The sequence below is a fragment of the Arthrobacter sp. GCM10027362 genome (assembly GCF_042679445.1).
GTDB lineage: Bacteria > Actinomycetota > Actinomycetes > Actinomycetales > Micrococcaceae > Crystallibacter.
Map to the genome: position 1 here is coordinate 1 of NZ_JBHTML010000132.1, position 12,242 is coordinate 12,242.

Here is a 12,242-nt window from a genome sequence, read left to right on the forward strand (position 1 = left end):
CCGTCATCGCGGCGCCGCCGGTTGCGGCACGGGCTGCGGTGACAGGTCGGGCGAGGCCGCCGCCAGCGCCGCCTCCGGCCCGCGCACGCTCTGGTAGCCGTCCTGGTCCGCCGGAATATTTCCGTACCGTACGGCGTCGAAGAGTGCGGCGGCCCCGCGGAGGGCGCCGGTGTGGGCGGGAAAGACCGGGCCGAGCCGGGTTGCAACTTCGTCGGCGGTCCGGCCGGGCTGTTCCTCGAGCACGGCCCGCTCCTCCATGGCGCGCACGAGTGCGCGGAACTGTTCGGTGACGGCCTCGTTCCAGTCGGCGCGGGCGGCGGCTGCGGCCGCCAGGCTGCGGTGCTCCGCGGCGGTCCGGACGGCCCCGGTGTCGAACACCTCGGCTTCGCGCCGCCGCCGGCGGTCCAGCCGCGGCTTGACGATCCAGATCGTGCACGCGATGAGTGCCAGAACGGCTAGCCCGATCATCAGTGTGCCGGCATTCGGGTCCAGGCCCGCCAGCGAGTTGACCAGGTCCTGCAGCCACTGCAGGAATCCTGCCAGCAGCTCCTGCAACAGTCCGGGTTTGGCGTCCTGGTATGGCTGTTTGGCCAGTTCCCGGATCAGCAGTTCGCGGGCTTCGTCCGGGCCCGTGGATACCGGTGCATCGAAGAAGGCGGTCCCGGCAAGTCCTCCCGCTGCCAGCCCGGATGTCAGCGCGCCCACGGGCTGCCCGGGGCATCCGGCGGTCCGGCTGCCCCCGCAGCAAGGCCCGGGATGGTGCGGGTTTCGAGTCCTGCCGCCTGCTCGTGCTCGCGCGCCAGCACAACGTCGAACCCTTCGCGGCGGATCCGCAGGTCGATGTAGACCAGGCTGATGACGGCGGCCTGGAAGGCGTAGCCGATCGCGGAGAAGATGGACGAGACCAGCATCGAGGCCAGCGTGAGCGGGCCCATCACGGCGAGCAGCTCCCCGGTCGATCCGGGGTCCCCGGCGAGCGGGGCCACCAGGCCCATCGCGAAGGAGATCGGCATGCTGATCACCGAGGTGATGACCGAGACGATGATGGTGCACAGCAGCACGATGCCGAAGGTGCGCCACCAGCTGCCGTTGGTGAGCTGCCAGGAACGGCGCAGGGAGCGGAGCAGGGAAGCCCGTTCCAGCACCATCACGGCCGGTGCCAGCATCAGCTTGATGCCGATCCATACCGCCACCAGCACCAGCGCGAAGGCCGCCAGCACGATGATCAAGGCCGAGCCGGCCCCCAGTTGGCTGGCGAGGAAGACCGCGCCGCCCACGAGGACGGCCAGGGCCAGGACCGTCAGCAGCAGGTAGAGCAGGCCCAGCCCGATCAACGCCCCGATCCGGCCGCGGGCCAGCGACCACATGAGGGCGAATCCCGTTTTTTGGTTCACCGTGGCCCGGGCGGTGGGAACGGCCAGAAGGCCTTGAAGCAGCAGCACGCCGACGCTGGAGAGCAGACCCAGGACGGCCGAAGAGACCAGCAGGGACGCGCCCAGGGACAGCGCCGACTCGTCCGGGAGTTCGCTGTCGGCGAGCACCTGGACGCCGCCGAACCCGGAGAGCAGCAGGCCGCCGGCGAGCCACGACAGGAGGGTGACGGCAACCTGGAACAGCACCGCCGTGCCGAAGACGGCAGCCGCATTTTTGCGTGCGGCTTGGAAGGCTCCGTCCAGGATCTCCCCGACGCCGAGGGGACGCAGCGGGATGACCCCCGGCTTGGGCGGGGCGACATAGCCCGGATAGCCCTGGTGGCCGCCGGGAACCTGGCCGGAGGGCTGCTGCCAGCCGGGGGCCTGGCCCCACTGCGGTTGCTGGCCCCACTGCGATTGCTGGCCCCACTGGGGCTGCTGGCCGGGTTGTGGGACCTGGCCCCACTGCGGCTGCTGGCCCCACTGCGGCTGCGGGCTGCCGGCTGGACCCTGGCTCAAGAAAATCCCCCTGTGGTGGTCAAAGTGTTAGCCTTCCAACAGCCTATAGTTTCTGCCTGACAGTTCATAGAACACGTGCCGGCGGGGCCCATACGGCGGAGGATGAGGGATACCGGAGGACGCCGGGGTATGCGGGAGAATATGGAGATATGAAGGCACGCATTCTGGTCGTAGATGATGATGAGGCGCTGGCCGAGATGATCGGCATCGTCCTGCGCAATGACGGGTTCGAACCGGTCTTTTGCGCGGACGGCGCCAAGGCGGTCGAGGTGTTCCGCAGTTCGAAGCCGGACCTCGTCCTTCTTGACCTGATGCTTCCCGGCATGGACGGCATCGAAGTCTGCCGCCAGATCCGCGCCGAGTCGGATGTGCCGATCGTGATGCTGACGGCCAAGTCGGACACCTCTGACGTGGTGCGCGGCCTGGAATCGGGTGCGGACGACTACGTGCCCAAGCCCTTCAAGCCCGCCGAACTTGTGGCCCGGGTGCGGGCCCGGCTGCGGCCGGGGGACCAGCGTGCCCCCGAAACGCTGCGGATTGCCGACGTAGTCATCGACGTTGCCGGCCATGCGGTCCACCGCGGCGGACAGAAGATTTCATTGACACCGCTGGAGTTCGACCTGCTGGTGGCGCTGGCCCGCAAGCCCTGGCAGGTGTTCTCCCGCGAACTACTGCTGGAGCAGGTGTGGGGCTACCGCCATGCCGCCGACACCCGGCTGGTCAATGTGCATGTCCAGCGCCTGCGCTCCAAGATCGAACGTGATCCGGAGGCGCCCGAGGTAGTGCTTACCGTCCGCGGCGTCGGTTATAAGGCTGGCCAAGGTTAGTTGGAGCTTGCGCTTGAACGATGGCCCACGAGGCTGGCGGCATCCGCCGCCCGGCTGCGCCATGCCATCCTGGATTCCGCCGGAACGGTTGCCGGCAAGTGGCGCCGCTCCCTGCAGTTCCGCACGGTGGCAGCCACGGTCCTGCTGACGGCCCTGGCCTTCACCGGAGTCGGCGCCTTCCTCTCCAGCCAGATCGCCACGGGCCTCTACGAGGACCGGGTGAGCCAGGCCGAAGCCGAGGCCCGGCGCGGGCTGTCCGGGGTCAAGAGCATCTTCGAGAATTCCTCGGCCAGCGACCGGGCGACGGTCGCGAGCATGGTCACGGATACGCTGAAATTGCTTGAGGGTACCGGAGCCGAGGCCCCCCGGCATTTCCTGCTGACCCCGCTGAAGAACGCGCAGAACCTCTACGTGGCCAGCCTGACGAATTCCTCGATCACCGCTGCCACCATTCCCGAGGGGCTCAGTCAGGCCGTCGCCAACGGGAAGGGCCAGTACCGCCAGGCCCTGAAGCTGCCGGTAGGGGACAAGGACGTGCCCGGGGTGGCGTTTGGCACCCAGGTCGTCCTGCCCCCGGGTAATGCGTATGCGCTCTACCTGGTCTATGACCTGTCCTCGGTCCAGCAGACCCTGGACTTCATCCACCGGGTGCTGTGGGCCGGCGGCGCCTTGCTGCTGGTGCTCATCGGCGGCGTGGCCTGGTTGGTGACCCGCGCCGTCGTGCATCCGGTAAGCCTGGCGGCCGCGGCCTCGGAAAAGATCGCCGCCGGCCAGCTGCAGGAGCGTCTCGTGGTCAGGGGTGAGGACGAGCTGGCACGGCTCGGGGCCTCCTTCAACCACATGGCCGAGACGCTCCAGGAGCAGATCACCCAGCTGGCTGCCATGTCGGAGATGCAGCAGCGCTTCGTCTCGGACGTCTCCCATGAGCTGCGCACGCCGCTGACCACGGTCCGGATGGCGGCCGAGGTGCTTTACGACGCCCGCGAGGATTTCGACCCCGTCAGCGCGCGGTCCGCGGAGCTGCTCTACAACCAGGTGGAGCGCTTCCAGGCCCTGTTGGCGGACCTGCTGGAAATTTCGCGCTTTGACGCCGGTGCGGCCGTCCTGGATGCCGAGCCGACCGACATGCTGGATGTGGTCCGCCGGGCGATCGATGACGCCCGTCCGCTGGCGGAGAATTCGGGTTCGGCCTTGGACCTGGTCACCGACCAGGAACGCTGCATCGTCGATATGGACCCGCGCAGGATCGACAGGATCCTGCGGAATCTGATTGTCAATGCGCTCGAACACGGCGAGGGAAGGCCGGTGCAGGTCACCGTGGCCGCCTCCGACGAGGCCGTGGCGGTGGCCGTACGGGACCGTGGCATCGGTATGACGGCGGAAGAAGCATCGAAGGTCTTCGACCGGTTCTGGCGTGCTGATCCGGCGCGTGCCCGGACCACCGGTGGCAGCGGGCTGGGGTTGTCCATTGCGGCCGAGGACGCGCGGCTGCACGGGGGCTGGCTGCAGGCCTGGGGCAAGCCGGGGGAAGGTTCGGTGTTCCGGCTGACGTTGCCGCGCCACCGGAACACCGTGCTGCAGCAGTCCCCGCTGCCGCTGCAGCCGTTCGACGCCGGGGTGCAGGACCAGGCAGTTCCGGCGTCCGGGGCTCCTGCCGCCGGCCAAGGACGGGAGGACGAACGTGCGTCCAGCTAGCAGCCGAGGGTCCCGCCGCGCAGCTAGCGCCGAGGGTCCCGCCGCGAGCTTGCGAGCGGCGGGAAGGTACGACGCGCTTGCGAGCGGTGGGAGGCGGCGACGCGCTGGCAGCCGAGGGCCCCGCCGCACCGGCAGCCGCGGGCTGCTGCACGCCGTCGTCGTGCTGCTGGCGCTCCTGCTCACCGCCTGCTCGTCCATCCCCACGTCCGGGCCGGTGATCACCTACCTGGCGGAGGAAAACGGGCGGAACCAAGGGCCGGAATACACCTTCAATCCGCCCGGACCGGAGGAAGGGGCCACGCCGGAGGAAATCGTGCAGGGCTTCATCCTGGCCGGAACGGCCACCCAGGACGACTACAAGATCGCCCGCGAGTTCCTGGCACCGTCGCTGGCGGGAGAATGGCAGCCGGTCGAACGCACCGTCGTCTTCCGGAACACGGTCAAGGTTGTTGGATCGCCATCGGAATCCGAATTCGTCCTGCAGCTGGAGGTGGAGTCGGTGGTGGACGAACGCGGCATCCTTCAGGCGGCCGAGGAAGGCACCACCGAATCCGTGCCGGTCAACCTGGTCCAGGTGGACGGACAGTGGCGCATCTCTCAGGTCCCGGACGGCACCATGCTTTCCGCCACGGATTTCCGCACCCTCTTTTCCCCCTACAACCTGTACTTCTACGACGCCACCTACACCTATGCCGTCCCCGACGTGCGCTGGTTCGCCAGTCGGCAGGGCGTTTCCGCCGCCATCGTGTCGGCACTGCTGGAGGGACCGGCACCGTACCTGGCCGGGGCCGTGATCAGTGCGTTCCCGGAGGGCACCACGCTGGTGCGGCGCTCGGTGCCCGTGGAGTCCGGGGCTGCAACCGTGGATTTGTCCGGCGAGGTGCTCACCGGCACCACGTTCCTGAGGCGCCAGCAAATGCAGCAGCAGCTGGAACTGACCCTGGCCGGATTAAATACCGTCAGCACCGTCAAGCTGACGGTGGACCAGCGCGATGTTGACCTGGGCGGGGGGCCCGACCCCGCCTTCCGGGCCGCGCTGCGCAACCCGGCCGTGGGTGACACCCAGATCGCCATCCTGGACGGCGAACTGGTTTACTACGAGGGATCGCGGCCGTTGCGCCCGCAGGACCTGCCCTCGGTGGCCCGGTACGAGCCGCGGAATCCGGCAATGTCCCTGGACCGGCAGCACTTTGCCTTCCTGAATGCGCAGCGAACCCGGATGTTCGTCATCGGCCCGGACCGGACCCTGCAGGAGGCGGTATCCGGTACGGCCCTGACGGCACCGAGCGTGGATCCGTTCGGCTGGGCCTGGACCGCGGCCGGGGACAGCGGCCAGGTGTACGCGGTGGATCCGGTCCGGGAGCAGGATTCGCCTGTCGAAGTCGGCGCCCAATGGCTGACCGAGCGCACGATCAAGGCCCTGAAGATCTCGAGGGAAGGGTCGCGTGCGCTGATTGTCGCCGTCGAGGGCGGGGCCACCAAGGTCTTTGTCGCCGGCGTGGTACGTGACCGGGACGGCCGTCCAAAGGGAATCAACACGCCGATCGTCCTGAACCCCTCGGTCCCGGTGGACGCGGGGGTCTGGGCGGACGAGGAGACAGTGGTAGTCATGGCGCCCTCCGCCACCAAGGAAGTTACTGCCGAGGCCCTGGGCTTGGACGCCGGCTCGATGCGGATGGCGCCGCTGGCCCGCATGGTGGGGATCAGCGCCGGCAACGGCCCGCAGGACGTCTATGCACAGACTCCGGACATGCTCTACGTCAGAGTCGGCAACAGCTGGGCGCCGCAGGCTCCGCCGGTGGTCCAGGACCGCGCGTTTCCCGGTTAGCACGGTCTGCTCCTGCACAGGTGCGCAGCCTCGGGAACTTGTCCCCGGACCGGCTTTTCCGGCCGCCGCCGGTGGCGGTGGCCCGGCATGATGGCGGCATGGTCCGTCCCTGCATTGCGCTGGCATCCGCGCTGGATGAGTTCTACCATCGCCCCGCGGCGCGGGTGCTGCGCCGATGGTGGTCCGACTTTGGCCGGCTGATACTGCCTACGGACTGCGCCGGCTGCTCGGCCCCGGACGAAAGCCTGTGTCCGGACTGCCGGAGGCGGCTGCGCCGGGCCACGGCGCGGCCGTACCGGGCGGAAGCAGGCGCCGAGTCGCTGCCTTTCCTGGACGACTGCCCCGAGGACGTTCCCGGCGGGTTCGAGCTGCACCACCGGCAGATCCTGCCGGTGGTCGCGGCCGGGCGGTACCGGCACGAGCTGGCGCTGGCCATCCTGGCCTTCAAGAACCACGGCCGGACAGGCCTGGCGCCGGTATTGGCGGCCGCCCTGGGCCGGGCCGTGCATGAGGCCGCTGGGCAACTGCGTGGCGCAGGGGCCGGTCCGCTGCTGCTGGTGCCGGTTCCCTCCCGTCCCGGCACGCGGCGCAGGCGCGGCTACGAGCCCCTCGGCGTGCTGCTGCACCGGCTGGAACGGCACGCGCTGTTGCCTCCGGATACCGTACTGCTGCCGGCCGTGACCATCCCCGTCCGACCTCGGGCCCGGCTGCACGGGCTGCTGGGCGGTCCGTCGCAGAAGGCACTCGGCCGGTCTGCACGCCGGCGGAATGTCTCCGGGTCCATGCGGGTAGGGCCACGCTTCTGCCGGGTGTTGGCCGGGCGCAGCTGCCTGCTGGTGGATGATGTCCTGACCACCGGCGCCACGCTCGCGGAACTGGCCCGTGTGGTCCGGCAGGCCGGGGGCCGGGTGGTCGGCGGCACGGTCCTGGCCGCGACGTCGGCACCGGCGGGGAATCCGCCGGCACCGCATCAGCCATCAGCGAACTCCACCGCTTGACACCGCGGAAACATGCGGTTTCACCACGGTTTTCCCTGGACCCGGCGATTTTAACGTGGCGAAAGGATGAATAAACCGGGGGGGTGTTCTAACGTGAAGTATGGGCTCCTGAACAAGGACGAGAACCCATCTTCAGCGACTGAGAGGAGTTTTTTCCTACAGTCGCTGTTGTGTCATCTATGCAAGTACGGAGGGCACCATGGAATTCAACATCAACGGCAGGAACCTGTCCGTGTCCGATCGTTTCCGTGAATACGCCGAAGAGAAAGTCTCCAAGATCGAGCAGTTGGGGGACAAGGTCCAGCGACTGGACGCCAAGGTCACCAAGGAGACCAACGCCCGCAACGCTGAGAGTTCCATGACAGTTGAGCTGACGGTCCTCGGACGCGGTCCGGTGGTCCGGGCCGAAGCTACCGCGGCGGACAAGTTCGCCGCCTTCGATCTCGCCTACGGCAGGCTGATGGAACGGCTCCGGCGCGCCCGCGACCGCCGCAAGGTCCACCATGGCCGCCATGTTCCCAAGGCCGTCCACGAGGCAACGGCTCCGCTGGAGCCGGCGAGCACGTCCATGCCGCTGCATGAAGAAACTTCCGTCCGCGCAGCCAAGGCGGCGGAACCGGTGGAGGAACGCACCGGCTACGAGATCGAAAATGACGTTCCTGCCGGAGACTCGCCGGTGCTGATCCGCCGCAAGGTCTTCCCGAGCCGGCCCATGACGCTCGACGACGCCGTCGACAACATGGAGCTCATCGGCCACGATTTTTACCTGTTCATCGACGCCGCTACCGGTGCCCCCAGCGTCGTCTACCGCCGGCGTGGCTGGACCTACGGTGTCATTTCCCTGGACGCCCACTGCGAAGGCAAGGCATCCGCGGCGCAGTCCGAAGTGCTGGCCTACAGGTCCTAGCAGCTGCCGCGCCCCTAGTATGAGGGCATGACCGCCAGACTCACCCTGTCCCAGGCCCGGCGCATCGCGCTCGCGGCCCAGGGCCTGGCCAAGGAACGGCCCGCCCGCCCGGCTACCGCCCGGCAGGTGGGCCGGACCTTTGCCCGGCTCCAGTTGCTGCAGATCGACTCGGTCAACGTGCTGGTCCGGGCCCACTACCTGCCTTTCTTTTCCCGGCTCGGACCGTACGACATCGGTATCGTGGACCGCTTGGCCCACCGCGCGCCGCGCCGGATGGTGGAGTACTGGGCGCATGAGGCCAGCTATGTGCGGCCCGGGCACTTTGCCGACCTGCGGGTGTGGCAGCGGCGCAAGTGGGTCGGCGCCGCCGGCCTGGACCCGCAGTTGCGGCAGGACCTGACCGAGCGGATCCTGCAGACCCTGGGCTCCTCGCGTCCGCTGACAGCGCGGGCAGTGGCCGCACGCATCGGACACGCGGAGGAGATCGCCAGGGTGGACTGGGGATGGAACTGGAACGCGGCCAAGCGTGTGCTGGAGGACCTGTTCGAGCAGGGCGTTATCAGTGCCGCCGGCCGCACCGCCCAATTTGAGCGGCTCTACGCGCCCACGGCAAAGGTCCTTCCCGCGGGCCTGGACCCGCTGCGGCGGCCGGACCGCGACGAGGCGATGCTCCGCCTGGTCGAGGCCGCCGCCTCAGCCCACGGAATCGGCAGCGCCAGGTGCCTGGCCGATTATTTCCGGGTCCCGGTCAAGGCCGCCGCGCAGGCCTCCGCCGTGCTGGCCGGCCGGGGAGTGCTGGAAGAGGTGGAGGTCCAGGGCTGGCCCGGGCCGCTGTACCTGCATCCGGCCGCCGCCAGGCTGCGCCGGGCCATGGGCCGGGCCCTGCTGAGCCCCTTCGACTCGCTGGTCTTCGAGCGCCGCCGGCTCCAGCAGCTCTTCGATTTCCACTACCGGATCGAAATCTACACCCCGGCCGACAAGCGCCGCTTCGGCTACTACGTGCTGCCGTTCCTGCTGGGCGAGCGGATCTGTGCTCGGGTGGACCTGAAGGCGGACCGTGCCGCGGGCCTGCTGCTGGTGCGCGGCGCGTACGCCGAGCCGCAGGCACCGGCGGAGACCGCCGTCGAACTGGCTCACGAGCTGGGGCTGCTGGCAGGATGGCTCGGCCTCGGCGGCGTCGCGGTCGAGGACCGGGGCGCCCTGGCCCCGGCGCTGGCCGGGGCGCTGGGGGAGCGGCTGCGGCTGCCGGCTGCCCCGGAAGAACTGGCGCTCCCGGCCGCATCTCTCACGTAGACTGAACAAGGCAGCAATGTGCGCAACCGACTGGGAGCAGAGTAGTGCCTTCGATTCTCGAGCGAGTCCTTAGAACCGGCGATAAGAAAACGCTGAAGCGACTGAGGGCCTATGCCGACGCGATCAACGTGCTCGAGGAGGACTTCAGGAGCCTGAGCGATGCGGAGCTGCGCGCCGAAACCGATACGCTCAAGCAGCGCCACCAGGACGGCGAGCACTTGGACGACCTGCTGCCCGAGGCCTTCGCCGCGGTGCGCGAGGCCGCGGGCAGGACGCTGGGCCTGCGCCACTTCGACGTGCAGCTGATGGGCGGGGCGGCGCTGCATCTGGGCAACATTGCCGAGATGAAGACCGGCGAAGGCAAGACGCTGGTGGCCACGGCCCCGGCCTACCTGAACGCGCTCACCGGCAAGGGCGTGCATGTGGTCACCGTGAACGACTACCTGGCCGAATACCAGTCGGACCTGATGGGCCGTGTCTACCGCTTCCTCGGCCTGACCAGCGGCTGCATCCTGTCCAACCAGGACCCGTCGGTGCGCCGGGAGCAGTACAACGCGGACATCACCTACGGTACCAACAATGAATTCGGCTTCGACTACCTGCGTGACAATATGGCTTGGAGCCGGGACGAACTGGTCCAGCGCGGGCACCACTTCGCCATCGTCGACGAGGTGGACTCGATCCTGATCGACGAGGCGCGCACGCCGCTGATCATCTCCGGGCAGGCCTCCGGGGACGTGAACCGCTGGTACACCGAATTCGCCCGCGTGGTCCTGAGGCTGACGGCGGGCGAAGACTACGAGGTGGATGAGAAGAAGCGCACCATCGGGGTGCTGGAGTCCGGGATCGACAAGGTCGAGGACTACCTGGGGATCGACAACCTGTACGAGTCGGCCAACACCCCGCTGATCGGTTTCCTGAACAACGCCATCAAGGCCAAGGAGCTGTTCAAGCGGGACAAGGACTATGTGGTCCTCAACGGCGAGGTGCTCATCGTCGACGAGCACACCGGCCGCATCTTGGCCGGCCGCCGCTACAACGAGGGCATGCACCAGGCGATCGAGGCCAAGGAAGGCGTGGAGATCAAGGCCGAGAACCAGACGCTGGCCACGGTCACCCTGCAGAACTACTTCCGCCTCTACGACAAGCTTTCCGGCATGACCGGCACCGCCGTGACCGAGGCCGCCGAGTTCATGAGCACCTACAAGCTGGGCGTGGTGCCCATCCCCACCAACAAGCCGATGCAGCGCCTCGACCGGCCGGACCTGATCTACAAGAACGAACTGGCCAAGTTCGATGCGGTGGTCAAGGACATCGCCGAGCGCCATGAGAAGGGCCAGCCCGTGCTGGTGGGCACTACGAGCGTGGAAAAGAGCGAGTACCTCTCCAAGCAGTTGGCCAAGCAGGGCGTCCGGCACGAGGTGCTCAACGCGAAGAACCATGCCCGCGAAGCGGCGATCGTCGCGCAGGCCGGGCGCAAGGGCGCCGTCACGGTGGCCACGAACATGGCCGGCCGCGGCACCGACATCATGCTCGGCGGCAATGCCGAGTTCAATGCGGTGGCCGAGCTGCAGCAGCGCGGGCTGGATCCGGCCGAAAGCCCGGAGGAGTACGAGGCTGCCTGGCCGGCGGCGCTGGCCGCGGCACAGGACGCGGTCAAGACCGAGCACGAGGAGGTCCTGTCCCTCGGCGGGCTGTACGTGCTGGGCACCGAGCGGCACGAGTCCCGGCGCATCGACAACCAGCTGCGCGGCCGGTCCGGGCGCCAGGGCGACCCGGGCGAATCCCGTTTCTACCTCTCCCTCACGGACGACCTGATGCGGCTGTTCAACGCCGGCGCCGCCGAGCGGATCATGAACTCTTCGCGCATGCCCGACGACGTGGCACTGGAGTCCAAGATGGTGTCCAAGGCCATCGAGAACGCCCAGGGCCAGGTGGAGGGCCGCAATGCCGAGCAGCGCAAGAACGTGCTCAAGTACGACGACGTGCTCAACCGCCAGCGCTTGGCGATCTACGCCGACCGCCGCCGCATCCTGGAAGGCGACGACCTGCACGAGAAGGTCGGCCACTTCCTCGAGGACGTCATTACCGCCATGGTCAACGAGGCCACGATGGAAGGCCACGGGGACGACTGGGATCTCGGGCAGCTGTGGACCAACCTCAAGCAGCTGTACCCGATCCAGCTGACCATCGACGAGGTCCTGGAGGAGGTCGGCGGCAAGTCCGCCCTCACCGCGGACTTCCTGCGCGAGGAGATCATCTCCGATGCCAAGGTGGCCTACGCGGCGCGCGAGGCAGCCATCGGCTCCGAGAATATGCGCGAACTGGAGCGCCGGGTGGTGCTTTCGGTGATCGGGCGCAAGTGGCAGGAGCACCTCTACGAGATGGACTACCTCAAGGAGGGTATCGGGCTGCGGGCCATGGCCCAGCGCGACCCGCTGGTCGAATACCAGCGCGAGGGCTACGCGATGTTCCAGACCATGATGGAATCCATCCGCGAGGAGTCCATCGGCTACCTGTTCAACCTGGAAGTCAAGGTCCAGGAACCGGCGCCGGTCGAATGGCCGGGCGTCGCCGATGCCCGGGGCCTGGTGCATCCGCAGATCACCGCGGCCGGCCTCGAAGCGCCGCAGCAGCCGGCGGCCCTGCAGTTTACGGCCCCAACCGAGCGTGGCGAGGTCGAGACGCACATTGAACGCCGGCGCAGCACCGGGGCCCGTTCCGTCGGCCCGGACACGGCCGTCGGCCAGGACGGCGGGAACC

The 12,242-nt window shown here is 68.4% G+C and carries 9 protein-coding genes; 7 read left to right on the forward strand and 2 right to left on the reverse strand.

Features of this window, described 5'->3' with window-relative positions; all coding sequences use genetic code 11:
- Nucleotides 1-3 precede the first annotated feature (3 nt).
- Both ACFQ36_RS16185 and ACFQ36_RS16190 read right to left on the reverse strand, forming a co-directional pair.
- Entirely contained in the window at nt 4-705 is a 702-nt protein-coding gene (locus ACFQ36_RS16185; protein ID WP_377015365.1) for a DUF4129 domain-containing protein, read from the reverse strand.
- Nucleotides 693-1,931, reverse strand: coding sequence for a glycerophosphoryl diester phosphodiesterase membrane domain-containing protein (locus ACFQ36_RS16190; protein WP_377015367.1), 1,239 nt, complete (start codon nt 1,929-1,931; stop codon nt 693-695). Before ACFQ36_RS16190 ends, ACFQ36_RS16185 begins: the two co-directional genes overlap by 13 nt.
- A 149-nt stretch (nt 1,932-2,080) precedes the next feature.
- On the opposite strand from ACFQ36_RS16190, the gene mtrA reads away from it, so the two are divergent.
- The 7 genes from mtrA to secA all read left to right on the forward strand — a co-directional run.
- On the forward strand, nt 2,081-2,758 hold the full coding sequence (gene mtrA, locus ACFQ36_RS16195) for an MtrAB system response regulator MtrA (protein WP_377015369.1): 678 nt from the start codon (nt 2,081-2,083) through the stop codon (nt 2,756-2,758).
- The gene (gene mtrB / locus ACFQ36_RS16200; protein ID WP_377015371.1) at nt 2,759-4,453 is read left to right on the forward strand and encodes an MtrAB system histidine kinase MtrB; all 1,695 of its coding nucleotides are present in this window, start codon (nt 2,759-2,761) and stop codon (nt 4,451-4,453) included.
- A gap of 160 nt (nt 4,454-4,613) precedes the next feature.
- Entirely contained in the window at nt 4,614-6,281 is a 1,668-nt protein-coding gene (locus ACFQ36_RS16205) for an LpqB family beta-propeller domain-containing protein (protein WP_377015373.1), read from the forward strand.
- 98 nt (nt 6,282-6,379) lie between these two features.
- Complete coding sequence (locus tag ACFQ36_RS16210; protein WP_377015375.1) at nt 6,380-7,279, forward strand: ComF family protein; 900 nt, start codon at nt 6,380-6,382, stop codon at nt 7,277-7,279.
- Nucleotides 7,280-7,478: 199 nt separating this feature from the next.
- A complete protein-coding gene (hpf, locus tag ACFQ36_RS16215; protein ID WP_377015377.1) occupies nt 7,479-8,186 on the forward strand; it encodes a ribosome hibernation-promoting factor, HPF/YfiA family in 708 nt (235 codons plus the stop codon).
- A 27-nt stretch (nt 8,187-8,213) separates the two neighbouring features.
- Complete coding sequence (locus ACFQ36_RS16220; RefSeq protein ID WP_377015379.1) at nt 8,214-9,479, forward strand: winged helix-turn-helix domain-containing protein; 1,266 nt, start codon at nt 8,214-8,216, stop codon at nt 9,477-9,479.
- A gap of 44 nt (nt 9,480-9,523) precedes the next feature.
- Nucleotides 9,524-12,242: preprotein translocase subunit SecA (gene secA, locus ACFQ36_RS16225; RefSeq protein WP_377015381.1), on the forward strand; the 2,719-nt coding region annotated here is incomplete at its 3' end.

What these genes read in the sequence shown, in the direction of transcription:
- mtrA (WP_377015369.1), top strand. Translation starts at nt 2,081, where the DNA reads ATGAAGGCACGCATTCTGGTCGTAGATGATGATGAGGCGCTGGCCGAG.
- ACFQ36_RS16210 (WP_377015375.1), top strand. Translation starts at nt 6,380, where the DNA reads ATGGTCCGTCCCTGCATTGCGCTGGCATCCGCGCTGGATGAGTTCTAC.
- hpf (WP_377015377.1), top strand. Translation starts at nt 7,479, where the DNA reads ATGGAATTCAACATCAACGGCAGGAACCTGTCCGTGTCCGATCGTTTC.
- ACFQ36_RS16220 (WP_377015379.1), top strand. Translation starts at nt 8,214, where the DNA reads ATGACCGCCAGACTCACCCTGTCCCAGGCCCGGCGCATCGCGCTCGCG.